Consider the following 23,911-nt stretch of genomic DNA (forward strand, 5'->3'; position numbering starts at 1 on the left):
CGCGGCGGCGAGTGGTTTTACCCCACGGGCGCGCGACAGCACGGGTATGGTTACGGAACTCGCGACGGGCGTGTACGACCTCGAACTTCCGCTGGAGACCGACGACGGCACGCGCGTGTTCCACGCGGCCGCCATCGAAACCGACCATGGCGTCGTTCTCGTAGACACCGGCCTTCCGAACCAGGCCGACGACGTACGGGACGCACTCGCCGCCATCGGCCACGACCTCGCCGACGTCTCTATCGTCGTGTTCACGCACCAAGACGGCGACCACGTCGGCGCGGCCGCCGACCTCCTCGCCGAGACGGACGCGGTGACGATGGCGGGCGGCGGCGACGTGCCCGCAATCGACGGCCGCGACGAACCCATCAAGGGCGGCGGCGAGCGCTATCCACCAGTGGACGTAGCGGTCGAGCTCGTCGAAGGAGTGCGGTTCGACACGCGCGCCGGACCGGTCGAAGTCGTGGAGACGCCCGGACACACGCCCGGCCACCTCTCGCTTCACGTCCCCGACGCGGACCTGCTGCTCGCGGGCGACGCGCTCATCGGCGGCGAGAACGGTATCGAGGGCCCGAACGAGCGCGTGACGCCCGACCTCGAGCGCGCGTACGAGTCGGTGAGCCACCTCGCGGAGTACGCGTACGACCGCGTGCTCTGCTATCACGGCGGACTCGTCGACGCGTCAGAAACAGACGTGGCGGCGCTCGACCCCTAATCCTCGCCGGGCGTGTGCGGGAGGTCGGGGTCGTCGAAGCGCTCGCGCAGGACTTTCTTGTCGAACTTTCCAGTCGCGGTTTTCGGTACCTCGTCGACGAACACCACGTTGTCGGGCAGCCACCACGACGGGAACTCGTCCTCGAGGAACGCGCGCAGCCCCTCGACGTCGATGGTGCTGCCGTCGCGGCGGACGACGCACGCGAGCGGGCGTTCCTGCCAGGTGTCGTGGGGGACGCTGATGACCGCGGCCTCCACCACGTCCTCGTGCGCCATCAGCTGGTTCTCCAGTTCGATGCTCGAAATCCACTCGCCGCCGGACTTGATGACGTCCTTCGAGCGGTCGACGATTTCGAGGTAGCCGTCCCCGTCGACGACCACGATGTCACCCGTCTTCAACCATCCATCTTGGAAGTCTTCTTCGTTCGCCTCGGGGCGGTTGTAGTACTCGTCGACGACGGTGGGGCCGCGCACGAGCAGTTCGCCCGGCGTCTGGCCGTCCCAGGGGACTTCCTCGCCGTCGTCGTTCACGACCCGCATCTCGAGGCCGGGCGAGAGCAGTCCTTGGCTGGCGCGGAGGTCGTACTCCTCGCTCTGCGAGACGTCCATGTTCGACTTCGGGCGGCTGACGGAGCCGATGCTCATCGTCTCCGTCATCCCCCACGCGTGCTCGATGGCCACGTCGTACTCCTCCTCGTAGCGCTCCATCACGCCCTTCGGCGCGGCGCTCCCGCCGACGACGATGCGCTCCAGGCTGGAGAGGTCGGCGTCGTGGTCGTCGAGGTAGTCGAGGACGTTAATCCACACGGTGGGGACGCCCGCAGTGAGCGTGACGCCTTCCTCCTCGATGAGTTCGACGAGGTCCGCGGGGTCGGGCGACGGCCCGGGATACACCTGGCGCGCGCCCGCCATCGTGACCGCGTACGGGAACTCCCAGGAGTTCACGTGGAACATCGGCACGACCGGCATCACCACGTCCTCCTCAGCGATGTCGAGCGCGGCGGGCGTCATCGTCATCATCGCGTGCGAGTAGATCATCTTCTGCGTGTACTCGACGCCTTTCGGCTTGCCCGTCGTCCCCGACGTGTAACACATGCCCGCCGGCTGGTCCTCCGACACGTCCGGCCACGACTCCACGGGGTCCGCGCTGGCGACGAGATCCTCGTAGGCGTGGACGTTCTCCAACTCCGTCTCGGGAACCTCGTCCGCCATCACGACGACGTGGCGCACCGACTCGAAGGAGTCGTGGAGGCGTTCGACCGCCTCCAGCGCGTCCGGGTCGACGAGCAACACGTCGTCAGCGGCGTCGGTGACGATGTGTTCAAGGTGGTCGTCGTGCAGCAGGAGGTTCACCGTGTGGAGTTGCGCGCCCAGCAGGGGCGCGGCGTAGTACGCCTCGAAGTGCCGGTAGTGATTCCAGCCGAGCGTGCCGACGCGGTCGCCCTGCTCGACGCCGAGTTCGGTGAGCGCGCCCGCGAGCCGGCGAACGCGGTCGCCGAACTCGCCGTACGTGTACTCGAACCGGCCGTCGTGCGTCCGGGAGACGATGCGTTTCTCGGGGAAGAGCCGTGTCGCCCGCCAGAAGAACGGGCGGAGCGTGAGGTCCGTGCTCATCTATTCGAGTTCACCACTGGAGACGGAGAGGTAGTCTTCGAGGAGGTCCTCGCGTTCCTCTATCTCCTCGATTTCGCCGTCGAAGACGATTTCGCCCTTGTCGATGATGTAGCCGCGTTCCGCGAGGTCGAACGCGAACTGGACGTTCTGTTCCGTCAGGAGCACGGTGACGTTCTGCTCGACGACGTCGTTGAGGACTTCGCGCAGGTCGTCGACGATGACGGGCGCGAGCCCCTCGGTCGGTTCGTCCAAGAGGAGTACGTCGGGGTCTTGGACGAGCGCGCGAGCGACGGACAGCATCTGTTGCTCGCCGCCGCTAAGGTTCTGGCCGTTGCTCGACTTCAGGTCCGCGAGAATCGGGAAGATGTCGTACATCTCCTCGATGGTTCGGTCGCTGTCGGGCGCGAGGCGCTTCGCGAGCGAGAGGTTCTCCTGGACGGTGAGCGTCGGGAAGACGCGGCGGTCCTCCGGCACGAGTTTGATGCCGAGGTCGGAGATGTCGTCGACGTCCATCCCGCTTATCTGCTGGCCGCGGTACGTCACGGTTCCCTCGCGGGGCGGGACGACACCGACGATGCTCCGCATCGTCGTCGTCTTCCCCGCGCCGTTCCGGCCGAGGAGCGTGACGACTTCGCCCTCGTCGAGGTCGAGGTCGACACCGTGGAGGATGTGACTGTTCCCGTAGTAGGCGTGTACGCCGTCGACGGTGAGCACGCGGTCGCCCTCACTCATTGGCGCTCACCCAGGTAGGCCGTGGTCACGTCCTCGTTCGCCATCACTTCGTCCGGCGTGCCGTTCGCGATGAGTTCGCCCCGGTGCAGGACGAGGATGCGGTCGCTGATTTCGAGAACCATGTCGATGTCGTGTTCGGTGAGAACGAACGTCGTGTCCGTCGTCTCGTCGAGTTCCTTGATGAGTTCGACCATCTCCTCGGACTCCGAGGGGTTCATGCCCGCGGTCGGTTCGTCGAGGAGGACGACGGCGGGGTCGGTCGCGAGCGAGAGCGCGATTTCGACCTTCCGCTTGTCGCCGTGACTGAGGTTCGCCGCCTCCGTCTCGGCGACGTCCCGGAGGCCGGTGAGGTCGAGCACGTCCTCGGCGGCCTCCCTGAGTTCGTCGTCGGTGTGGTAGCGCGAGAGCAGTTCCTTCGAGCGGTCGGTCGTGCTGACGCGCGCGACGCGGACGTTGTCCAGCACGGACAGCCCCTCGAAGTTATTGTTTATCTGGTACGCGCGGGAGAGGCCGCGCTGTGCGATGTCGTGCGGCGGAAGTCCGGTGACGTTCTCCAGTTCGCCGCTCCGGCCGCGCAGGAACACTTCGCCCGCAGTCGGGTCGAGGCGGCCGGAGAGGAGGTTGTAGAACGTCGTCTTCCCCGCGCCGTTCGGCCCGATGATGGACGTGACTTCCTCCGAGTCGATTTCGACGCTCACGTCGTCGACCGCGCAGAGCGCGCCGAACTCACGGCGCAAGTCCTCCGTTTTGAGCACGGTCGTCACGCCGACTCACCTCCGTTCCCGCGAACGCGGTCCACGGCCCACTTGAGGAGGCCGGAGACGCCGCGCGGCGCGAACACGACGATGACGAGGATGAGCGTTCCGAACACGAGCTGCCAGTGCGCTTCCAGCAGCGGGAACTGCGTGATACCCCACCGGATGTACCGGTAGAAGAGCGCACCGACGGTCGGCCCGATGAACGAGTACGGGCCGCCGAACACGGTCATGATGACGGGTTCGGCGCTGATGGTCCAGTGGAGGCTCGCGCCCGGTGAGAGCGAACTGTGCAGGGGCGCGACGAGCACGCCCGCGATACCCGTGAACACCGCGGAGAGCACGAACGCTCCCCACTGGTGGCGGCGCACGTCGATGCCGAGGCCGGACGCCCGCTCCGAGTTCTCCCGGATGGCCTCCGACACGAGGCCAAAGGGCGAGTTCGACACCCGCCACAGGATGTACATCGCGGGCGCGACCACGAGCAGGATGACGAAGTAGTACGTCACCCGGTCGTAGAGCGAGAGTTGGAACCCGAACAGGTTCGACGTCTGGAGCAGGACGAGGATGCCGTCGCTGCCGTTGGTGACGCCGAAGTAGTTCTGGTTCACGAGCGTGTACAGCGCCATGCTGAACGACAGCGTCAGCATCGCGAAGTAGATCTCCTCCAGTCGAACGCTCAGGTAGCCGACCGGAATCGCGATTGCCGTCGCGACGAGGACGCCGAGGACGGCCGCGATGGCGAACGCGACGAGCGGCGTCGCGCCGCCGAAGGGGAGGGAGGGCGCGACGTCACGGAGGAAGATACCGAGCGCGTACCCGGCGCCTCCGAAGAACATCGCGTGCCCGAACGACAGCAGTCCCGTGTAGCCGTAGAGGAGGTTGAACCCGGTCGCGAACAGCGCGAGCACGAGCACCTCCGAGAGGACGTACGTCTGGAACGTGGGGAGGACGAACGGCGCGACGACGAGCACGGCGAGCGCGGCGAGCGCCGTGGGGCGTGCCGGCAGGCCGAGAATCGTCTCGTCGCTCACTGTCCTTCACCCCCGAACAGTCCTTCCGGTCTGAAGACGAGTACGAGAATCATTGCGAGGAACGGGAGGAGTTGGCCGACGCCCGTCGCGATGAGGACGCCGAAGCTCTGCAGGAGTCCGATGAACATCGCGCCGACGAACGCCCCCGTGAACGACCCGAGGCCGCCGATGACGACGATGACGAACGCGTTGATGATGACCTGGTCGCCGAGCGCGGGCGTGAACGCCTGCATCGGCGCGGCGAGCGCGCCCCCGATACCGGCGAGGAAACTCCCGACGAAGAACACGCCCGTGTAGAGCCGCGGGACGTTCACGCCGAGCAGCGCGGCCATGTCGCGGTCGCTGGACGTGGCGCGCACCAGCCGTCCGAGGTAGGTTCGCTGGATGGCGTACCAGAACACGCCCATCGCGGCGAACCCGACGACGATGACGAACAGCCGGTACGCGGGGTAGCTGGTGCCGAGGAAGTGGACGTTCGACGCGAGCAGTTCGGGCGTCGCCATCGTCTGGTTCCCCGACCCCCAGACGGTCCGCGTGAGGTCGGTGATGACGAGCACCAACGCGAACGTGAGGATGAGCTGGTCGAGTTCGTCGCGGTCGTACACGCGCCGAATCAGCCCCATCTCGATTATGGCGCCGAGCAATCCGACCGCGAGCCCCGCGGCGACCAATCCCACCCAGAAACTCCCGGTGACGTTCTGCGCGACCGTCAGCGAGACGTACGCGCCGATCATGTAGAGCGCGCCGTGCGCGAAGTTCAACACGCCGAGCACGCCGAAGATGAGACTGAGTCCGATAGCGACGAGGAAGTAGCGACTCCCCAGGCTCAGTCCCGTGAGTACTTCTTGAATCGGTAGTGCCATGCTGGATTAGACACCAGCAGGCAGGTCGGTTCCTTCGAGGAGCGACCGCAGCTCTTCCGCGGGCGCGTCGATGCGCTCGACCGGGTCGAGAAGCGTGATACCGCGGTCCTCCGAGTAACTGGTCGTCCCCCAGACGGCCGGCAACACGGCCTGGTTGCTCTGGCCGTTGATGGTGAAGTCTCCGACCGGCGCCTCGTACTGCATGCCGTCCCACTGGTCGATGATGCCGTTCGGGTCGGTGCCACCCGCGCCCTCGATGGCGTTCTTGTAGAGGTAGAGGGCGGTGTACGCGTTCTGCGCGTTGTACGAGGGGTAGCGGCCGTCGTTCCGGTCGCGGAAGTTCTGGACGAACGTGTTGTTCGCCTCGCTGTCCGGCGCGTCGAACCAGTACCGCGTCCCGGCCTGCAGGCCGTCCGGCATGTTGCTCCCCATGGGGCGGAGGACGTCCGTCGCGGCGCCGACCGTCATGAGGACGTTGTCGATCCGTTCGAAGAAGTTCGAGTTCTTCGCCTGATTGATGAACGTGATGAGGTCGCCGCCCCAGAGGCTCGTGATGACGCCGTCCGGGTCCGCGTTCAACACCTTGTTGATGTACGGCGTGAAGTCGCCCGCGCCGAGTTCGGGGTACGCGGTCGCGTCGTCGAGGTACTCGTACCCGAGGTCCATTCCCTGCGTGTACGCCTTGAAGTAGTCCCAAGTCTGGGTTCCGAAGGCGTAGTTCGGGCCGATGGTCGTCCACGTCGTCGCGTCGGTCTCGCTCGCGGTGACGGCCGAGCCGTAGACGTTCTGCGCGAGGTTCACGCCGTCGCGGAACACGTAGTCGTTCCCGACCGCGTTGGACCCGTCTCGTGCGGTGACGAACGGTGTCGCGGCGTGCGTGATCATGAACGGCGTCTGGAGCTGTTTAACGACGGGCGCGACGGAGAGTGCGACGCCGCTGGAGTCGAGGCCGAGGAGGCCGTCGACGTTCTCCTCTTGGACGAGCGAGCGCGCGGCTTCCACGCCGGTCGGGCCGTCGCCCTCGCTGTCCCGGTAGATTATCTCGCCGATTTCACTGCCGTCGATGCCGCCGTTGTTGTTTATCTCTTCGCGCGCCATCTCGTATCCGAGCTGGGCGGATTCTCCGTAGACCGCGGCGAACCCGGAGAGCAGGTGGATGGCGCCGAACGTCAGCGAGTCGTCACCGCCGCCGCCCATACAGCCCGCGAACCCGGTGAGTCCCGCGGCTCCCGCGACCCCGCTGGCCTTCAGGAAGTCTCGGCGGTCGAACTCTGCGAAGCGACGGTCGTCCGTCGCGCGATACGTGTCTTCGTGGGAGTCGTTAACCATTGGTAATCCGCACCCGATAGCACGTAGAACTCGCATGAACAATAAGTATGGTGTTGGTTATCACGGGAAAACCAATCGCGCCTGACGTTCTCAAGCAACACTTGCCTCTGTCGCCGGTGGACAGCTCGGTGTCAGCGCGCGGTCCACCCGCCGTCGACGGTGAGAACTTCGCCAGTCACGTAGGCGGCGGCGTCGCTCGCGAGGAACACCGCCGGACCACCGATTTCTTCGGGTTCCGCGAACCGGTCGAGGGGCGTGCGGCGCTCGATGGACTCCCGGAGTCGCTCGTTCTCCTCCAGTTCCTCCGTGAGGTCGGTGCTGACGTAGCCGGGGGCGAGAGCGTTCACGCGAACGTCGGGCGCCCAGTCGAGCGCCATCGACTTCGTTAGCCCGACGAGGCCGTGCTTCGACCCGACGTAGGGGTGCTGGCGCGGCAGTCCCACCAGCCCGCCGACGCTCGCGACGTTCACGAGGGAGCCGCCGGCCTCCTGAAGGTGTTCGGCGGCGTGTTTCGCGCAGAGGAACGCGCCGCGGAGGTTCACGTCCGTCACGAAGTCGAAGTCCTCGGTCGCGACGTCCTCGGGCGGGCCGAGCGCGCCGTCGGGGTTGACGCCGGCGTTGTTCACGACCACGTCCACGCTTCCGAGCTCGCTTGCGGTGTCGGAGAACAGTCGCTGGACGGCGGCTTCGTCGGTGACATCGGTGGGGACGGCGAGCGATTCGACGCCGTAGTCGCGCATCGCGTCGGCGGCGTCCTGCACGTCGTCGTGGCTGCGCGAGGTCGGCACCACGTTGGCGCCCGCGTCCGCGAACGATTCGGCGATGGCGCGCCCGATGCCGCGCGTGCCGCCCGTGACGACTACCGTCTGCCCGGAGAGGTCGAACTCCATACGCGCCCTCGTCGGGGGAGGGACTTAGCCCTAGGTGACGTCGCCGTCGAGCGCGTACTCGCGGTAGCCCTCTGTCTCGGCCACGTCCCGCAGTTCCTCGATGACGTCGTACACGTCCTCGAAGCGCGTGTAGAGCGGGCTCGGGCAGACGCGGAAGACGTTCGGCGGGCGGAAGTCGCCGACGATTCCTCGGTCTTTCATCGCCTCGGTGATGCGGGCGGCGTCGGGGTGTTCGATGGCGACGTGCCCGCCTCTGCGCTCGGGGTCGCGGGGCGACCCTATCGAGAAGTCGTCGTCGAGTCGGTCGTCCACGAGGTCGATGAGGTAGTCGGTGAGCGCGAGCGATTTCTCGCGGATGGCGTCGATGTCGGCGTCGTGAACGACGTCGAGACTGCCGTCGAGGGGCGCGGCGGCGAACACGGGCACGGTCCCGATTTGCCACGCGCCCGCGGTTTCGGCGTGGGTGTAGGTGTCCCGCATCTCGAACTGGGTGTCCTTCTCGTGACCCCACCAGCCGGCGAGCGCGGGCGTCTGCTCGTGGTGACGCTCGTGAACGTAGAGCCCGGCGATGGAGCCGGGGCCGGCGTTCAGGTACTTGTAGCTACACCAGACGGCGAAATCGACGCCGAGCGCGTGGAGGTCGTGGGGGACGACGCCGACGGAGTGTGCGAGGTCGAATCCGACGTAGGCGTCGTGGGCGTGCGCGGCCTCGGTGATGCGTTCGAGGTCGAGGAGTTGGCCGCTCCGGTAGAGAACGGAGGGGAGGAAGACGAGGTCCACGTCGTCGGTCAGCGCGGCTTCCACGTCGGCTTCGTCGATGGTGCGGCCGTCGGAACTCTCGACGACTACCGTGTGGGCGTCCGGGTCGAATCCGCGGTTGCGTAACTGGGCGCGGACGGCGTACGTGTCCGTGGGGAAGTTGAGTTCGTCCACGAGCACGAGCGGGTCGTCGAGCCCGTTGAGGAGCGTCCCGACGAGCGTGTGGATGTTGACGGTGGTGCTGTTCGCGGCGACGACCTCGTGGTCGCGCGCGCCGACGAGCGGCGCGAGGCGGTCGCCGAGGTGTTCGCCGTACCGGAACCACGGCGGGTTCGCGTCGGTCCACCCGCGGATGCCGAGGTCGCGCCACTCCTCGACGACGCGGGCGAGCGCGTCCTCCGCGTCGTCGGAGAGCGGACCGAGGGAGTTTCCGTCGACGTAGTAGTCGTCGGGCACATCGAAACGGTCGCGGTACTCGGCGAGGGGGTCGGCCGCGTCGCGTTCGCGCGCGGCCTCCCGTGTCGTGTCCATACGGGGCGTGAGAACCCGGCGTCCCGTATGCCTTCCTCACTCCTCGTCGAGGAAGCCGAGGGGGAGGCGGTCCGGGAGCGAGCCGTCGGTTCGGGCGCGGTAGCCGGCGTAGATGAGGAGGCCGACGAGCAGCCAGGCGGCGAGGAGGAGGACGTTGTTCGCGAGGAGCGCGTCGCCGACGCGGCCGGCGGCGAGCAGGTCGAGCGCGTTTCCGATGGAGCCGAAGGAGAGCGTCTGCCACGCGAACACGGCCATCGCGGCGGCGCTGAACAGGCCGACGGCGGCGAGCGTCGCGGGGGAGAGCAGGAGGTCGCTGCGCTCGTAGAGGCCGGGGTTGACGTGGGGGAGCGCGACGACGGAGAGGGAGTGCGCGAGGTACATGAGGACGAGCGCGCCGAGCGCGACGTTCAGCGCGTAGCTGAACGTGGACGTGGCGACCAGGAGGACGGAGATACCCCAGGTGATGGTGAGGCCCACGTCCGGCGTGCCGAAGCGGTCGTTAACGTGCGTGAGGGCGTCCGGGATGAGGCCGTCGCGGCCGAGACTGTAGAGGATGCGGGAGGGCGCGACGTACCCGGAGTTCGCGGTGGTGGCGTACGCGAGGATGCTCCCGACGGCGACGATGCCGGCGGTGCCGACCGGGAAGTAGGTCGCGGCGGCGTCCGTGAGCGGCGTGCTGGACTCTGCGACCTGCTTCCAGGGGAGGACGCCGAGCACGACGACGCTCACGAGGAGGTAGATGGCGCCGACGCCGAGCACGCTCCCCGTGAACACCTTCGGCAGGGTTTCTCGGGGGTTCTCCGTCTCGCCCGCGGTCTGCGCGAGCGACTCGAAGCCGATGTAGGAGAAGAAAATGGCGCTCGTTCCCGCGACGAACGGAGCTATGAACCCGCTTCCGAACGTCTCCGCGGGGAAGAGCGGGCTGAAGTTCCCAGGGTCGACGTGGAGCAGTCCGGGAAGGCCGAGAAGGAGGAGGATGGCGACGAGGAGGCCGGTCATCGCGGCCTGCGTGCGGCCGAACACGTCCACGCCGACGAGGTGGACGAGGTAGAACGCGGTGAGGAAGACGATAGCCCACTCGGTCGCGCCGAGGAAGTCGAAGACGGGCCAGTAGCCCATCGCATTCCCGAACCCGGTGGCGAACACGGCCTGCGCGCCGATGAACGCCACAGTCTTCAGCCAGATGAAGACGTATCCGACGAGCGTGGAGTTCCACGTGCGCGAGATATGCATGTACGCGCCGCCCGGATGGTCGCCGAGCGGGCCGCTCATGTAGACGGAGTAGACGATTGCGGTCGCGAGGACGACGGGGACGCCGACGAGGAAGCCGAGCGGCACCGCCGGCCCCATGATGGCGGCGGCTTCGCCCGTGACGACGAAGATTCCGGCGCCGATCATGGTGCCGACGATGACGGCGATGCTGTGTATCGACGTCAGATTCCGTTCGAGGTCTCTATCGGACATCACTCGCCGGTATCGCCCGGCGACGTTTAGCGATGTGGAATTCCGGTCGTCGGACAACGGTTATGGCGTCCGCGACACAACTTCGGGTATGAACGCGAAACGCCTGCTGTCGGTGCTCGCCGTCCTGTTCGCCGTCGCCGTCCTGGTTCACTACGTCCTGTTCGACGAACTGCCGTTCGGGAAACCCCAGCTCTTGGAGTGACTTTTTCACCGCGGGCGGAGACGCTCCGCGCGTGACGGTCCTCGGCCTGACGCCGCCGCACGTGTACGTGCTCGCCGCGGTCTGGACAGCGTGGAGTCTCCCCGAGGTCGTGGACGACGCACGCGGAAGCGACGACGGCCTCGACCTCGACGCGAACTCCCGAGTCGTGCTGTCCGTCGTGACCGGCCTGGGGTTCCTCGTCGGGTTCTGGCTCGCGTTCCGCGCGCCGGCGTGGGCGACGTTCGGCGGACTGGCGGTGCCCGTGTTCTGGACGGGCGTGCTCGCGACGGTCGCGGGCGTCGCGCTCCGCTGGCACAGCATCCGCACGCTCGGCGACGCCTTCGACCGGTCGGTGACCGTGACCGACGACCAGGTCGTCGTGGCGCGCGGGCCGTACGGCGTCGTCCGCCACCCCGCCTACACGGGCGGCTTCCTCGCCATCCTCGGCGTCGGTCTCGCGCTCGGCACGTGGCCGGGCGTCCTCGCCGTCGCCGCGAGCGTGAGCGTCGGGTACGCGTACCGCATCCGGGTGGAAGAGCGCGCGCTCCGCCGCGAACTCGACGGCTACGACGACTACTGCGAGCGCGTTCCGTACCGCCTCGTCCCCGGAGTCTATTAGGCGGGCCCGCGTCGGGTCGGCCGTGACGCTGGACGACGAACTCGCGGCCGAAATCCGCGGGATACAGGCGATGGGCGTCCCCGAGTGGCACGCGATGAGCGTCGAATCCGCGCGCCGCGTGGAGGACGACGTGTTCGGCGGCCCCTCGCTCTCCGTCGAATTCGTGCGCGACCTCGCGATTCCGGGGCCGCGCGGCGAGATACCGCTCCGCATCTACCGGGACACCGACGACCCGTGCGGCACGCTCGTCTTCTACCACGGCGGCGGCTGGACGCTCGGCACGCTGGAATCGGCGGGCGACCTCTGTCGGGAGCTCGCCGCGCGCACCGACCGCGTCGTCGTCTCCGTGGACTACCGACTCGCGCCCGAACATCCGTTCCCCGCGGGACTGGACGACGCGTACGCCGCCCTGGAGTGGGTGAGTCAGCACGCCGAGACGTTCGGCGGCGCGGGCGACCTCGCGGTCGCGGGGACGAGCGCGGGCGGAAACCTCGCCGCGGCGGTCGCGCTCCGCGCCCGCGACCACGACGGCCCCGACATCGGTCATCAATCCCTTCTCTACCCCATCACGAACCACGCGTTCGACACGGAGTCGTACCGCGAGAACGCGGACGGCCCGCTGCTCACCCGCGCGGACATGGAGTGGTTCTGGGAGCAGTACCTGCGGAGTCCCGTGGACGCCGCGAACCCGTACGCGAGCGTGCTCCGCACCCGCGACCACGCGAACCTCCCGGAGGCGACCGTAGTGACCGCGGGCCACGACCCACTCCGCGACGACGGCGTAGCGTACGCGAACGCGCTCGACGACGCGGGCACACCGGTCGAACACCACCACTATCCATCGATGGCGCACGGCTTCCTCAGCCTCACCGATAGCGTTTCTGTCGCGGACGACGCGATGACGGCGGTAGCGGACCGCCTCGAAGAATAAGTCGTCCCGCGTGGTTGGCCGCATGAGGAACCGTTTTGAATCAGCCCCGGGAAACGCGACCGTATGAACGAGGTGTACGTCGTGGGCGCGGGCCAGACCGATTACGGGTCGTTCCCGCGCGAGTCGTATCGCTCCCTGTTCAAGGAGGCCGTGGACACGGCCGTGGACTCCGTCGACGCGGAGTTCGACCGCGAATCGGTGGACGAGGCGTACGTCGGCACGCTCGGCGTCGGCGGCCGCCAGTTGGGACTGCCCGGTCCCGCGGTCACGGAGTTCGCGGGGTTGAACGGCACGGCGACGACGCGCGTCGAGAACGCGTGCGCGGCGAGCGGCGTCGCGCTCCGACAGGCCGTGCTCGCCGTGCGCGCGGGCGTCGCCGACGTGGCGCTCGCGGGCGGGTTCGAGGTGATGAACGACGTATCGAGCGAGCGCACGGGCGAGTGGCTCGGCGTCTCCGGCGAGACCGAGTGGGAGCGCATGGCCGGCACGACGTTCTCCGGCGTGTACGCACAGATGGCGGACGCGCACATGGCCGAGCACGGCACGACGCGCGAACACCTCTCGCGAGTCGCGGTGAAGAACCACGCGAACGGCGCGAAGAACCCGCACGCTCAGCTGGGGTTCGAGACGAATCTGGAGGACGCGATGAACGCGCCCGCGGTCGCGGACCCGCTGAATCTGTTCGACTGCTGTCCGACCTCGGACGGCGCGAGCGCGGTATTGGTGGCGTCGCGGGACGCCGCCGAGGAACTCACCGACGCGCCGATTCGCATCGCGGGCGCGGGCCAGTCCAGCGGCCGCGTCGGCTTGTTCCAGCGGCCGAGCCTCACCGAGATCCCGGCGACCCAGCGCGCCGCCGAGCAGGCGTACGACGAAGCCGACGTGGGACCCGAGGACGTGGAGTTCGCGGAGGTCCACGACTGCTTCAGCATCGCGGAACTCCTCGCGTACGAGGACCTCGGGTTCTGCGAGCGCGGCGAGGCCGGGCCGTACGTCGCGTCCGGCGCGACCGAACCCGACGGCGAGCGCCCGGTGAACCTCTCCGGCGGCCTGAAGTCGAAGGGCCACCCCATCGGCGCGACCGGCGGCGGACAGGTCGTGGAGGTGTTCAAGCAACTCCGCGGCGAGGCGGGCGACCGCCAGGTCTCGGGACTGTCGCGGGGCTTGACGCACAACGTCGGCGGGAGCGGTGGAGCCGTCGCGGTGCACGTCTTCGAGGAGGGATGGGCGTGAACGCGCTCGACTCCCTCGGGGTGTACACGCCCCGAGCGCGCATCAGCGCGGAAGAGCTTGACGCGGCGCTCGCGTCCGTTCACGCGCGCGGCGTAGACACGAAGGCGGTCGCGGCCGCGGACGAGGACTCGGTGACGATGGCGCACGCCGCCGCGCGGGACGCCATCCGGGAGAGCGCGCACGACCGCGACGACCTCGAACTCGTGGCGTTCGCGACGACCACGCCGCCGCTCGAAGAGGGTGACGTGGCGGGGACGCTCGCGGAACTTCTCGGGCTTCCCCGAGACGTGGCGGCGGTCGCGCACACGCAGAGCGCGCGCGGCGGCGTACAGGCGCTCCGGGACGCCGTCGCGGCGGACGGCCCCGCGCTCGCTGTCGCGGCGGACAGTCCGTTCGGCGACCCCGGCGAGGGCGTCGACCACGCCGCCGGCGCAGGTTCGGTGGCGTTCGTCGCCGGCCCCGAGGGCGATGTGCGCGTCGCGGACACGGCCTCCTACACGGAGGAGTTCCCGGGGACGCGGTATCGGCCGCGGGCCTCCGGGGACGTGGAGACGTACGGCGCGACGGAGTACGAGCGCGACGCCTACCGCACCAGCGTCGCGGAAGCGGTCGCCGGTCTCGACGGGACGCCGGATGCGCTCGCGCCGACCGCGCCCGACGGCGGCCTCCCCTACCGGGGCGCTCGCGCCGTCGAGGGCGACGTAGCCGTGTACGAACGCGCACACGACCTCGGCGACACCGGCGCGGCCAGCGCCCTGTTCGGGCTGCTCGCCGCGTGGGACGACGGCGAGACGGACGTGGCGGCGGTCGGGTACGGGAACGGCGCGGATGCCGTCCACCTCGACGGCAGGCTTCCCGTCCCCGACGAGCGCGAGACGGTGGCTATCGACTATCCGCAGTACGCTCGCAAGCGCGGCCACATCGGAGGTGACGCCTGATGGGCGCGTACGTTAGCCTCCCGACGTGGTGGCGGAGCAACGACTCGCGCTACCGCCTCGTGCTCGGGAAGTGCCCGGAGTGCGGCGCGCACAACTTCCCCGCGGAGGGCGTCTGCGCGTCCTGTAACGCCGACGCCGACTTCGAGGAAGTCGAACCCGAGGGCGCGGGAACCGTGCAGGCCGTCACCGTCATCTCCGGCGGCGCGCCGCCCGAGTTCGACGAGTATCAGACCCGGGAGGGCGCGTTCGCCACCGGCATCATCGAACTCGCGGAGGGCGCGCGGCTCCCCGGGATGTTCTGCGACTGCGACCCGAACGATATCTCGCGCGGCGACCGGGTCGAAGCCGTCGTCCGCCGGCTCTACGAGCAGGAGGGCGTGCCGCGGTACGGCGTGAAGTTCCGTCCGGTCGAGTAACCCCCAAGCCTTCTTATTCGCGTCCGTACAGGATAGTCGTATGCGAACACGACCCGTACGCGGGCGGCGGGAGCGACCAGCGAACGACGACGGCGCGCGAGGTGACCGTCGGTGAGCTACGAGCGTTCGGTGTCCGCGAGCCCGCACGAACTCGTCTCGGAGAGCGTCTGGCACGTCCAGCTTCCCGAACTCCGGTTCGGCCGCGGGAGCGTGCGCGAACTCGGCTTCCAGCTCGCCGACCTCGGCGTTCCCGAGGGCGCGCACGGCCTGCTCGTCACGGACGGCACGCTCGCTGACCTCGGACACGCCGGCCGCGTGACCGACCACCTCGAAGACGACGGGTTCGCCGTGGACGTGTACGACGACTGCCCGCGCGAGCCCGCGGTGGCGGACGTGGACGACTGCATCGAGTTCGTCCGCGACGAACAGGGCGCGGACGGCTACGACTTCTACGTCGGCCTGGGCGGCGGGAGTTGCATGGACGTGGCGAAGGCGACCCGGGCCGTGGTCGCGAACGGCGGCGAGGTCGTGGACTACATCGCGGAACCCACCGGCGAGGGCGAACGCCTCACCGAGTCCGGGCCGCCGCTCGTGTTGATGCCGACGACCGCCGGGACGGGTTCCGAGATATCGCCGGTCGCCATCTTCGCCGTGGAGGAGAAGAACATCAAGGAGGGGATTTCGAGCAACCACGTGCGCGCCGACGCCGCCGTGCTCGACCCGACGTTCACGACGACGCTCCCGCCGGAGGAGACCGCGAAGACGGCGATGGACGCGCTCGGGCACGCCATCGAGGGCTACACCACGCACGACTACGACTCCCTGCTGCGTCCGGAGGACGCCGCCGACCGGCCCGTCTACGCCGGCCGGTCGCCGTTCACGGAGATGTTCTCGGAGCAGGCGATTCGCCTCCTGTCCGGGAACGTGCGGCGCGCCGTCCACAACGGCGACGACCTCGAAGCCAGGGAGAACATGCTTCAGGGCGCACTGTTCGGCGCTATCGCGGGGCTCACCGCGGGCGCGACGCTCTGTCACGCGATGGCGTATCCGGTCGGGAACCGCTATCACACGAACCACGGCGAGACCATCGCGGTGCTGACGCCCGCGAGCACCATCGACTACAACGCCGCGAGCGACCCCAGTCGGTTCGCGGACGTGGCGGAACTGTTCGGCGTGGACACCGGCGGGATGACCGACAGGGCGGCCGCGGACGCGCTCAAGCAGCAGTACATTCAGCTCCAGAAGGACTTGAGCGTCCTGCCGAGCGGCCTCCACGAACTCGCGGGCGTCACCGAGGACGACCTGGACTGGCTCGCGAAACAGACCGTTGACACCCAGAAGCGGCTGCTCCGCACGAACCCGCGGCCCGTCACCCAGGAAGACGTGCGCGAGGTGTTCGCCGACGCGCTCCACAACTGGTAGCCCCCACTACAGTCCCGAGAGTAGTACAGTAGAAAACGAAAAACCGTTTCTCTTGAACATCGGTATTTATTGTGCGCGAATCTCTGGGTATCGTTAGATATGGTTGCGATACGGGGGTACGGCTCCTACGTGCCGCTCTACCGAATCGAGCGGTCGACGATCGCGGAACAGTACGGCGAGCAGGCGGGCGGCGGGGAGACCGCCGTTCCGGCGCACGACGAGACCGTGACGACGCTGGGCGTGCAGGCGGCGAAGACCGCGCTCGCGCACGCCGGCGTCGAATCGCCGGACGCGGTGTACGCGGCGACGACGAGCGATAACTTCGACGAGCGCGGCGTCGCGCCGCACGTCGCGTTCGCGGTCGGAGCGAGCGAGGACGTCCGAGTCGGCGACTTCCAGGGGAGCGCGCGGGCGGCGACGAACGCCGTGCTCGCCGCGCGGGACGCTATCGACGCCGGACGCGCCGATACCGCGCTCGTGGTGGCGAGCGACGTGCTCACTGCGGACGCGGGGACGAGCGCCGAGCGCACCGCTGGGGCCGGCGCGGGCGCGCTCGTCCTCGGCGACGGCGACGGCGTCGCGGAACTCGCGGACGCGTCGGTCGCGACGACGGGGTTCGTCGGGCGGTTCACGCCGTCCGGTGAGACGCCCGAGACGGGCGACGGGCGGTTCAACCGCGAGCACTACCTCGACGCCGTCACGAGCGCCGCGAGCGACCTCGACGGCGAGTTCGACCGCGCGGCGTTCCCCGCGCCGGACGGCCGCTGGGGGGCGAAAGCCGCGGGCGCGCTCGACCACGATAGCGAGGTCGATTCGACGTTCGACGCGGTCGGGTTCGCGGGCGCGGGCGGCGTCCTCCTCGACCTCGCCGCGAGCCTCGACGCCGCGGAGACGGGAGACAGCGTCCTCCTCGCGGGCTACGGTCCCGGCGGCTGTGACGCCCTCCGCATCGACCGCACGACCGACTCAGTACCCGAGATGACGACCGACGACTACATCGAGAGCAAGGAGTACGTCCCGTACGGCAAACACCGCGGCTTCCGCGGGGGTGTGGCCTGATGTACGAACCGCCGTTCACCCGCGACCGCGCCGCGAACGAACGCCTCGCTGCCAGCGAGTGCGACGCCTGCGGCTGGGTGAGCTTCCCGGAATCCCGCGAGGTCTGCAAGCGCTGCGGGAACGTCGGTGAGTGGACGGACACCCGCCTCGAAGAACGCGGCACCGTCCAGTCCTACGTCGTCCAGCAGCGGCTGCCGGACGAGTTCGAGACGCCGCTCCCGCTCGCCATCATGGACGTCCCGCAGGTCTCCGGTGGCAACCCCGCCCGCGTCTACGGCCTGTTCACGGAGACCGACCCCGAGCACATCGAAATCGGGATGGAGGCCGAGGCGGACTTCCGCCGCGTCTTCGACGTCGACGGACTCCCGATCCACTCCTTCAAGTTCAAGCGCCCGCGGGGTGACCGCCTATGAGGGACGTGGCGGTCGTCGGCGCGGGAATGATAGACTTCGGGGAACTGTTCGAGCAGTCGTTCGACGACATGGCCGAGCAGGCGTACCTGAACGCGCTTGACGACGTGGACAAGGGCATCGAGAGTTCAGATATCGACGCGGCGTGGTTCGGGACGCTCGACATCGCGGAGAACGCGTCCTCCGGACTGGGGCTCAGCCATCCGACGGGTTTGTTCGAGATGCCGGTGACGCGCGTCGAGAACGCGTGCGCGACCGGGAGCACGGCGTTCCGGTCGGCGGTCGAGGCGGTGCGCGCCGGGTCGGCTGACGTGGCGCTCGTGCTCGGCGCGGAGAAGATGCGGGACTCCGCGGGCGGCCTCATCGAGGGCGCGTCCCTCGAGCAGGTGTGGCGCGGCCGCGGCGTCACGATGCCCGCGTTCTTCGGCCTGCGCGCCACCCGCCACATGGAGGAGTACGGCACGACGCGCGAACAGGTCGCGGAAGTCTCGGTGAAGAACCACGAGAACGGCTCGAAGTACCCGCACGCGCACTACCGGTTCACGTGCAGCGTCGACGACGTAGTGAACAGCCCACAGGTCACCTATCCCCTCAATCTCTACGACTGCTGTCCCGTTACGGACGGTGCCGCCGCGACCGTCATCGTGAGCGAGGACGTGGTCGACGAGTACACGGACGACCCGGTCTGGGTCGCCGGTAGCGGCCTCGCGACCGACACCTTCGAGCGCGGAAAGGACGAGTCGCTCGCCGGGTTCCCCGCGACCCGGCAGGCCGCCGAGCAGGCGTACGACGAGGCCGACATCACGGCTGACGACATCGACGTGGCCGAGGTCCACGACTGTTTCACCATCACCGAACTCGTGACGTACGAGGACCTCGGGTTCTGCGAGAAGGGCGAGGGCGGCGCGTTCGTCGACGCCGGAAAACCCCACCTGGACGGCGAGAAGCCCGTGAATCCATCGGGCGGACTGCTGGCGAAGGGCCACCCCATCGGCGCGACCGGCGTCGCGCAGGTGAACGAAATCTACGAGCAACTCCGCGGCGAGGCGGGCGCGGTGCAGGTCGGGAACGACCCCGAGTACGGCCTCCAGCACAACATCGGCATCGGCCGGGACGCCACCGGAAGCGTCTCCTGCATCAACGTCCTCTCGAAGGACCGGCCGTAGGCCGGCCATAGATTTATCCGGCGTTTCGCGGTAGCACTTCGCATGGAGTACGCGTACGTTCACGAGGATCAAGTCGAGCGAATCGACCTCTCCGAGAGCGACGACACGACGCCCGACCACGAGATTCTGCCCATCGACGACGCGCTCGGATTGGAGGAGATGCGGGCGAAGGTGTGGCGCATCGACCCCGGCGAGGAAATCGGCTATCACGCCCACGGCGAGCAGGAGGAACTGTTCTACGTCGCGGAGGGAACGTTCAGCCTCAAACTCGGGCGGTCCGGTGAGACGGAGGTCGTGGAGGCCGAACCCGGGACGTGGTGGGCGGCGGGGCCGATGGTCGGCCACGGTCATCGGAACGTCGGCGACGAAACGGGCGTCGTGTTCGCGTTCGGCGCGCCCGCGGTCGAGGACGAGGGCCTGAACCCCCACGACATCGACGACCAGCGGCAATGACGCTCGAACCCGGCGACCGACCGCGGAACTGCGAGGGCTTGCTCTGCGACGGCGAAGTGTTCACGCCGACGTCCATCGAGGAGGTGAGCGAGGGCGGCGTGCTGTTCGTGTTCTACGGGTTCGCGTTCAGCGCCATCGCGGAGAACTGGTGGCGGCAGTACGACCGCCGCGGCTGGGACGACTTCGACGTGCCCGTCGTCGGCATCGGCCGGGACGGCCCGAACGCCCAGAACGCCTTCCTCCGCAGCCTCGACAGTCCGTTCCGCATCTACGCGGACGTGGAGGGGCGGTTCGCGGAGGAGTTCGGCGTGCTCGCGCGCCGCGACCACATGGCGGGCGTGCGGGTTCCGAAGCGCAGCGCGTTCCTTCTGGACGCCGACCGCACCCTCCGGGAGTCGTGGGTGTTGGAGGATTGGACGTCGCCGATGCCCGCGAGCGACATCGAGGAGGCGGTTCGGTGAGGGCGAGCGTCCAACTCGCGGGCGACGACCCGGTCGGGTTCGCGGAGCGCGCCGAGGAACTGGGCTACCGGGGCGTGTGGACGGGCGAACTCTGGGGGACGGACGCGTTCGTCACGCTCGCGCGCATCGCCGAGCGCACCGATATCGACGTGGGGACGAGCATCGTGAACGCGTACTCGCGGAGTCCGGCGGCGCTCGCGGGCGCGGCGGCGAGCATCAGCGAGACCACGGACGGCCGGGTGACGCTGGGAATCGGCACGAGCACGGAGAAGGCCGTCGAGGACCTACACGGGGCGGCGTTCGAGAACCCGCCGCGGCGACTACACGAGACTGTCGAACTCGCGCGGCGGTTCCTCGGAACGGGTACTAGAGTATCGTACGACGGCGACATGTTCTCGGTGCGAGACTTCCCGGGGCTGGACGCGGACGTGCCGGTGTACGCGGCGGCGCTTGGCCCGGCGACTCGGCGCGCGACGGGCCGGGTGGCGGACGGCTGGCTGCCGCACAACGTTCCGTTCGACCGCCTCGGACCCGCGTTCGAGCTGATCGCGCGGACGGCGCGGGAGGCGGGCCGCGACCCCGACGACATCGGCGTTGTGCCGTACGTGCCCGCGGCAGCGAGTACAGACAGAGAACGGGCGTACGACGCGCTCCGCGGCCACCTCGCGTACTACGTCGGGAGCGCGGACGGCTACAAGAACGCGGTCGCCCAGTCGTTCCCCGAAGAGGCTGAAGCCGTGGCGGCGACGTGGCGAAAGGGCGACCGCGGCGCGGCCCGTGACCGGGTGAGCGACGAGATGGTGGACGCGCTCGGCGTCGCCGGGACGCCCGAGGCGGCGCGGGAGCGACTGCGCGACCTCGCGGCGCTCCCGGTGGTGGACGAACCGCTGGTGGTGACGCCGTCGAACGCGAGCGCGGACCTCGCGATGCGAACGGTTGAGGCGCTCGCGCCCGCGAACCTATGAATCCGCGAAGATAGAACGGTCGAGGTCGGCGGGACTGGTGTTTCCGGTGAGCGCGAGCGTGAGGTCGAGGTCGGCGAGGAAGTTCTCCAGCACCTCGCTGACGCCGTCCGCGCCGTCGAGGGCGAGCCCGTACGCGTAGGGCCGTCCGAGCAGGACCGCGTCAGCGCCGAGCGCGAGCGCGACGATTGCGTCCGCGCCCCGGCGGATGCCGGAGTCGAACAGAACGTCGACGTCGTCGCCGACGGCGTCAGCGACGCCGGGGAGGGCGTCGAGCGCGGCGATGGCGTTGTCCACCTGTCGGCCGCCGTGGTTCGACACGACGACGCCCTCCGCGCCCTTCTCGACCGCGCGCCGGGCGTCCGCGGGGTGGAGGATGCCCTTGAGGACGATTGGGAGGTCGGTCTGGTCGGTGAGCCAGTCGAGGTCGTCCCAGGTGAGCGTCGCGTCCCCGAAGACGGCGAGGAACTCGCTGAGCGCGGCGTCCATGTTCTCCTCGGGCGGCTGTGAGAGCAGGTCGCGGAACGCCGGGTCGCTCGTGTAGTTCGCGACGCCCTCACCGTCGAGGAACGGGAGGTAGCCCTGGGAGACGTCGCGTTCGCGCCACCCCATCATCGGCGTGTCGAGCGTCACCACGAGCGCCTCGTACCCCGCGTCCTCGGCGCGCTCGACGAAGCTCGCGGCGATGTCGCGGTCGCTCGACCAGTAGAGCTGGAACCACTTCCGGGTGCCTCCCAGTTCGTCGGAGACGTCTTCGAGTGTCTCGGAGGACGCGGAGCTGAGGCACATCGGCACGTCGGTGTCGGCGGCGGCGTCGGCGGTGGCGAGTTCGCCGCGCTCGTGGATGATGGACTGCACGCCGATGGGCGCGAGCACGACGGGCGCGGGGAGCGTCTGCCCGAGCACGTTGACTGAGAGGTCGCGCTCGGACACGTCGCGGAGCATTCGGGGGACGATGCGGTGGTCGCGGAACGCCCGCCGGTTCTCCGAAACCGTGTCCTCGCTGCCCGCGCCGCCCTTCACGTACGCGTACGCCTCGTCGCTCATCGCGTCGAGCGCCGCGCGTTCGAGTTCCGCGAATTTCGGCGGGATGTCGGGCGTTTCGCCCATCAGCATTCCCTGTCCATACACTGCCTGCTGTCGGTCGTCGCCGGGGTTCTCCATACCCGGCGTTTCGACTGATGTGTGTTAACTGTTCGCTCGATGTCGCGTCGTCGTGAACGAAACTAACGTAAACTGCACGCTCGATGAACAACGTTCACAATACCTAAGGCGGGCACGGCCGTCGCATCGACCATGAATCTCGTCGAGAACGTCCAGAGCGCAGTAGACGACCACCCGGAGAACGTCGCCATCCACTACGAGGGGCGCGAACAGACCTACGAGGAGTTCTGGGAGCGAACCGGCCAGTTCGCCGCCGCCCTCGAACAGGAAGGCGTCCAGCCCGACGACCGCGTCGCCATCTACCTCCCGAACCTCCCGCAGTTCGTCACCGCCTTCCACGGCATCATGCGCGCCGGCGGCATCGTCGTGCCGATGAACCCGCAGTACCGCTCCCGGGAACTCGAACACCTCCTCGGCGACTCCGGCGCGACCGCCGTCGTCACCCTTCCGAGCCTCGTCGAGTACGTCGAGGACGTGCGCGAGGACACGGACGTGGAGTTCGTCGTCACCGTCGGCGCGGAGACCGAGACGTCGACCGAGTTCGAGGAGTTCTTCGCGGACGACACGTTCGGTCCCGTTGAACGCGACGACGACGACGTGGCTTGCCAGCCGTACACGTCCGGAACGACCGGCACGCCGAAGGGCGTGCTGCTGACGCACGAGAACCTCTACTGGGACGCGGACGCCGCCGACGCTCCGATTCCGGACGGCATCCGCGCCGACGACCGCCACCTCGGCGTCCTCCCGCTCTTCCACATCTACGGGATGACGGTGACGATGAACGCGACGCTGTTCAACGGCGGCGCCTACTACCCCATGGCCGAGTGGGAGGCGGAGACGGCCGTCGACCTCATCGAGGACGAGGACATCACGCTCCTCCACGCCGTCCCCGCGATGTACAACGACCTCATCAATCAGCCCGACGCGGCCGAATTTGACTTCGGCAGCCTCCGGTTCGCGAACTCCGGCGGGAGCGGCCTCCCGATGGAAGTGCTCGAGACCTGGGACAGCCTGTACGACGTGCCGCTCTGCGAGGGCTACGGGCTCACGGAGACGAGTCCCGTCACGCACGCGAACCACCCCGACGACCGCCGCCCCGGCAGCATCGGCAAACCCCTCCCCGGCGTCGACGCCCGCATCGTCGACGACGATTTCGCCACGGTCGACCCCGTCGAGGAAGGCCCCGTCGACGAGGACAACGCGGCGCTCCACGAGATTACGGGCGAACTCGTCATCTCCGGGCCGAACGTGATGAAGGGATACTACGAGCGCCCCGACGCGAACGCGGAGGCGTTCACGGAAGCGGACGGAAAGCGCTGGTTCCACACCGGCGACATCGGCTACCACGACGAGGACGGGTTCTTCTACGTGGTCGACCGGAAGAAGCACATGATCGTCACGGGCGGCTACAACGTCTATCCGCGCGAAGTCGAAGAACTCCTCTTCGAACACGAGGACGTGGCCGACGCGGCCGTCGTCGGCATCCCGGACGAGCGCCGCGGTGAAACCGTCAAGGCGTTCATCGTGCGGACGCCGGACGCGGACGTGACCGAGGAGGAACTGAAGCAGTTCTGCCTCGACAACCTCGCTCCCTACAAACATCCGCGCGAAGTCGAGTTCGTGCAGGAACTCCCGCGCACGACCACCGGAAAAGTCCAGAAGTACGAACTCGCGGACGAGGAGTAGGTCGACTCTACGAGTTGCCCGAACACCCGAGCGGCGAACTCCGTGAACTGCGAGAACGACTCGGGGCGACCGCGGCGAAGCGGTCGGTTGGTTAACGAAGGTAG

The 23,911-nt window shown here is 68.6% G+C and carries 24 protein-coding genes; 14 read left to right on the plus strand and 10 right to left on the minus strand.

Features of this window, described 5'->3' with window-relative positions; genetic code table 11:
* The first annotated feature begins 46 nt into the window (after nt 1–46).
* Entirely contained in the window at nt 47–715 is a 669-nt protein-coding gene (locus ACOZ4O_RS03390) for an MBL fold metallo-hydrolase (protein WP_424523911.1), read from the plus strand.
* Here the strand turns inward: ACOZ4O_RS03390 and ACOZ4O_RS03395 are convergent.
* From ACOZ4O_RS03395 to ACOZ4O_RS03435, 9 genes are all read right to left on the minus strand, one after another.
* Nucleotides 712–2,328, minus strand: coding sequence for a long-chain fatty acid--CoA ligase (locus ACOZ4O_RS03395; RefSeq protein ID WP_424523912.1), 1,617 nt, complete (start codon nt 2,326–2,328; stop codon nt 712–714). The genes ACOZ4O_RS03390 and ACOZ4O_RS03395 overlap by 4 nt on opposite strands.
* The gene (locus tag ACOZ4O_RS03400; protein ID WP_424523913.1) at nt 2,329–3,060 is read right to left on the minus strand and encodes an ABC transporter ATP-binding protein; all 732 of its coding nucleotides are present in this window, start codon (nt 3,058–3,060) and stop codon (nt 2,329–2,331) included.
* Entirely contained in the window at nt 3,057–3,824 is a 768-nt protein-coding gene (locus ACOZ4O_RS03405) for an ABC transporter ATP-binding protein (RefSeq protein ID WP_424523914.1), read from the minus strand. Before ACOZ4O_RS03405 ends, ACOZ4O_RS03400 begins: the two co-directional genes overlap by 4 nt.
* Nucleotides 3,821–4,849, minus strand: a complete 1,029-nt coding sequence (locus tag ACOZ4O_RS03410; RefSeq protein WP_424523915.1) for a branched-chain amino acid ABC transporter permease — start codon at nt 4,847–4,849, stop codon at nt 3,821–3,823. The genes ACOZ4O_RS03405 and ACOZ4O_RS03410 overlap by 4 nt, the downstream gene beginning before the upstream one ends.
* A complete protein-coding gene (locus ACOZ4O_RS03415; RefSeq protein WP_424523916.1) occupies nt 4,846–5,712 on the minus strand; it encodes a branched-chain amino acid ABC transporter permease in 867 nt (288 codons plus the stop codon). Before ACOZ4O_RS03415 ends, ACOZ4O_RS03410 begins: the two co-directional genes overlap by 4 nt.
* Before the next feature lie 6 nt (nt 5,713–5,718).
* Nucleotides 5,719–7,041 carry an ABC transporter substrate-binding protein gene (locus ACOZ4O_RS03420; protein WP_424523917.1) on the minus strand — a complete coding sequence of 441 codons (1,323 nt, stop codon included), beginning with the start codon at nt 7,039–7,041 and terminating at the stop codon, nt 5,719–5,721.
* A gap of 131 nt (nt 7,042–7,172) precedes the next feature.
* A complete protein-coding gene (locus ACOZ4O_RS03425) occupies nt 7,173–7,931 on the minus strand; it encodes an SDR family NAD(P)-dependent oxidoreductase (RefSeq protein ID WP_424523918.1) in 759 nt (252 codons plus the stop codon).
* A 30-nt stretch (nt 7,932–7,961) separates the two neighbouring features.
* Entirely contained in the window at nt 7,962–9,221 is a 1,260-nt protein-coding gene (kynU, locus tag ACOZ4O_RS03430) for a kynureninase (RefSeq protein ID WP_424523919.1), read from the minus strand.
* Nucleotides 9,222–9,257: 36 nt separating this feature from the next.
* Nucleotides 9,258–10,685, minus strand: coding sequence for an APC family permease (locus tag ACOZ4O_RS03435; RefSeq protein WP_424523920.1), 1,428 nt, complete (start codon nt 10,683–10,685; stop codon nt 9,258–9,260).
* 233 nt (nt 10,686–10,918) lie between these two features.
* Here ACOZ4O_RS03435 and ACOZ4O_RS03440 point away from each other — a divergent pair, with 233 nt between their 5' ends.
* The 12 genes from ACOZ4O_RS03440 (at nt 10,919) to ACOZ4O_RS03495 (ending at nt 20,960) form a co-directional block, all read left to right on the plus strand.
* Nucleotides 10,919–11,506, plus strand: a complete 588-nt coding sequence (locus ACOZ4O_RS03440; RefSeq protein ID WP_424523921.1) for a methyltransferase family protein — start codon at nt 10,919–10,921, stop codon at nt 11,504–11,506.
* Nucleotides 11,507–11,576: 70 nt separating this feature from the next.
* Nucleotides 11,577–12,437 (plus strand): alpha/beta hydrolase, encoded by an 861-nt coding sequence (locus ACOZ4O_RS03445; protein WP_424526140.1) that lies wholly within the window; start codon nt 11,577–11,579, stop codon nt 12,435–12,437.
* Between the two features lie 63 nt (nt 12,438–12,500).
* On the plus strand, nt 12,501–13,670 hold the full coding sequence (locus ACOZ4O_RS03450) for a thiolase domain-containing protein (RefSeq protein WP_424523922.1): 1,170 nt from the start codon (nt 12,501–12,503) through the stop codon (nt 13,668–13,670).
* Nucleotides 13,667–14,608, plus strand: a complete 942-nt coding sequence (locus ACOZ4O_RS03455) for a hypothetical protein (protein WP_424523923.1) — start codon at nt 13,667–13,669, stop codon at nt 14,606–14,608. The genes ACOZ4O_RS03450 and ACOZ4O_RS03455 overlap by 4 nt, the downstream gene beginning before the upstream one ends.
* Nucleotides 14,608–15,024 (plus strand): Zn-ribbon domain-containing OB-fold protein, encoded by a 417-nt coding sequence (locus tag ACOZ4O_RS03460; protein WP_424523924.1) that lies wholly within the window; start codon nt 14,608–14,610, stop codon nt 15,022–15,024. Before ACOZ4O_RS03455 ends, ACOZ4O_RS03460 begins: the two co-directional genes overlap by 1 nt.
* A 111-nt stretch (nt 15,025–15,135) precedes the next feature.
* On the plus strand, nt 15,136–16,446 hold the full coding sequence (locus tag ACOZ4O_RS03465; RefSeq protein ID WP_424523925.1) for a hydroxyacid-oxoacid transhydrogenase: 1,311 nt from the start codon (nt 15,136–15,138) through the stop codon (nt 16,444–16,446).
* 99 nt (nt 16,447–16,545) lie between these two features.
* Nucleotides 16,546–17,505: a hypothetical protein gene (locus ACOZ4O_RS03470; protein ID WP_424523926.1), complete on the plus strand. Its 960-nt coding sequence runs from the start codon at nt 16,546–16,548 to the stop codon at nt 17,503–17,505.
* Nucleotides 17,505–17,918: a Zn-ribbon domain-containing OB-fold protein gene (locus tag ACOZ4O_RS03475; protein ID WP_424523927.1), complete on the plus strand. Its 414-nt coding sequence runs from the start codon at nt 17,505–17,507 to the stop codon at nt 17,916–17,918. Before ACOZ4O_RS03470 ends, ACOZ4O_RS03475 begins: the two co-directional genes overlap by 1 nt.
* Entirely contained in the window at nt 17,915–19,081 is a 1,167-nt protein-coding gene (locus ACOZ4O_RS03480) for a thiolase C-terminal domain-containing protein (protein ID WP_424523928.1), read from the plus strand. Before ACOZ4O_RS03475 ends, ACOZ4O_RS03480 begins: the two co-directional genes overlap by 4 nt.
* A gap of 42 nt (nt 19,082–19,123) precedes the next feature.
* Nucleotides 19,124–19,534, plus strand: coding sequence for a cupin domain-containing protein (locus ACOZ4O_RS03485; protein WP_424523929.1), 411 nt, complete (start codon nt 19,124–19,126; stop codon nt 19,532–19,534).
* Entirely contained in the window at nt 19,531–19,995 is a 465-nt protein-coding gene (locus tag ACOZ4O_RS03490; RefSeq protein WP_424523930.1) for a redoxin domain-containing protein, read from the plus strand. The genes ACOZ4O_RS03485 and ACOZ4O_RS03490 overlap by 4 nt, the downstream gene beginning before the upstream one ends.
* Nucleotides 19,992–20,960, plus strand: coding sequence for an LLM class flavin-dependent oxidoreductase (locus ACOZ4O_RS03495; RefSeq protein WP_424523931.1), 969 nt, complete (start codon nt 19,992–19,994; stop codon nt 20,958–20,960). Before ACOZ4O_RS03490 ends, ACOZ4O_RS03495 begins: the two co-directional genes overlap by 4 nt.
* On the opposite strand, the gene ACOZ4O_RS03500 is transcribed toward ACOZ4O_RS03495, so the two are convergent.
* Complete coding sequence (locus ACOZ4O_RS03500) at nt 20,955–22,121, minus strand: alpha-hydroxy-acid oxidizing protein (RefSeq protein WP_424523932.1); 1,167 nt, start codon at nt 22,119–22,121, stop codon at nt 20,955–20,957. The two genes, ACOZ4O_RS03495 and ACOZ4O_RS03500, sit on opposite strands and share 6 nt — an antisense overlap.
* Before the next feature lie 132 nt (nt 22,122–22,253).
* On the opposite strand from ACOZ4O_RS03500, the gene ACOZ4O_RS03505 reads away from it, so the two are divergent.
* A complete protein-coding gene (locus ACOZ4O_RS03505) occupies nt 22,254–23,807 on the plus strand; it encodes a long-chain-fatty-acid--CoA ligase (protein ID WP_424523933.1) in 1,554 nt (517 codons plus the stop codon).
* The last annotated feature ends 104 nt before the right edge of the window (nt 23,808–23,911 follow it).

This window comes from Salarchaeum japonicum (assembly GCF_049705945.1).
Classification (GTDB): domain Archaea; phylum Halobacteriota; class Halobacteria; order Halobacteriales; family Halobacteriaceae; genus Salarchaeum; species Salarchaeum japonicum_A.

Excerpts from the sequence above, each read along its gene's own strand:
- ACOZ4O_RS03450 (WP_424523922.1), top strand. The coding sequence starts at position 12,501 with ATGAACGAGGTGTACGTCGTGGGCGCGGGCCAGACCGATTACGGGTCG.
- ACOZ4O_RS03415 (WP_424523916.1), bottom strand. The coding sequence starts at position 5,712 with ATGGCACTACCGATTCAAGAAGTACTCACGGGACTGAGCCTGGGGAGT.
- ACOZ4O_RS03435 (WP_424523920.1), bottom strand. The coding sequence starts at position 10,685 with ATGTCCGATAGAGACCTCGAACGGAATCTGACGTCGATACACAGCATC.
- ACOZ4O_RS03475 (WP_424523927.1), top strand. The coding sequence starts at position 17,505 with ATGTACGAACCGCCGTTCACCCGCGACCGCGCCGCGAACGAACGCCTC.
- ACOZ4O_RS03400 (WP_424523913.1), bottom strand. The coding sequence starts at position 3,060 with ATGAGTGAGGGCGACCGCGTGCTCACCGTCGACGGCGTACACGCCTAC.
- ACOZ4O_RS03485 (WP_424523929.1), top strand. The coding sequence starts at position 19,124 with ATGGAGTACGCGTACGTTCACGAGGATCAAGTCGAGCGAATCGACCTC.
- ACOZ4O_RS03445 (WP_424526140.1), top strand. The coding sequence starts at position 11,577 with ATGGGCGTCCCCGAGTGGCACGCGATGAGCGTCGAATCCGCGCGCCGC.
- ACOZ4O_RS03470 (WP_424523926.1), top strand. The coding sequence starts at position 16,546 with ATGGTTGCGATACGGGGGTACGGCTCCTACGTGCCGCTCTACCGAATC.
- ACOZ4O_RS03505 (WP_424523933.1), top strand. The coding sequence starts at position 22,254 with ATGAATCTCGTCGAGAACGTCCAGAGCGCAGTAGACGACCACCCGGAG.
- ACOZ4O_RS03390 (WP_424523911.1), top strand. The coding sequence starts at position 47 with ATGGTTACGGAACTCGCGACGGGCGTGTACGACCTCGAACTTCCGCTG.
- kynU (WP_424523919.1), bottom strand. The coding sequence starts at position 9,221 with ATGGACACGACACGGGAGGCCGCGCGCGAACGCGACGCGGCCGACCCC.
- ACOZ4O_RS03395 (WP_424523912.1), bottom strand. The coding sequence starts at position 2,328 with ATGAGCACGGACCTCACGCTCCGCCCGTTCTTCTGGCGGGCGACACGG.
- ACOZ4O_RS03420 (WP_424523917.1), bottom strand. The coding sequence starts at position 7,041 with ATGGTTAACGACTCCCACGAAGACACGTATCGCGCGACGGACGACCGT.
- ACOZ4O_RS03425 (WP_424523918.1), bottom strand. The coding sequence starts at position 7,931 with ATGGAGTTCGACCTCTCCGGGCAGACGGTAGTCGTCACGGGCGGCACG.
- ACOZ4O_RS03490 (WP_424523930.1), top strand. The coding sequence starts at position 19,531 with ATGACGCTCGAACCCGGCGACCGACCGCGGAACTGCGAGGGCTTGCTC.
- ACOZ4O_RS03460 (WP_424523924.1), top strand. The coding sequence starts at position 14,608 with ATGGGCGCGTACGTTAGCCTCCCGACGTGGTGGCGGAGCAACGACTCG.
- ACOZ4O_RS03500 (WP_424523932.1), bottom strand. The coding sequence starts at position 22,121 with ATGGAGAACCCCGGCGACGACCGACAGCAGGCAGTGTATGGACAGGGA.
- ACOZ4O_RS03480 (WP_424523928.1), top strand. The coding sequence starts at position 17,915 with ATGAGGGACGTGGCGGTCGTCGGCGCGGGAATGATAGACTTCGGGGAA.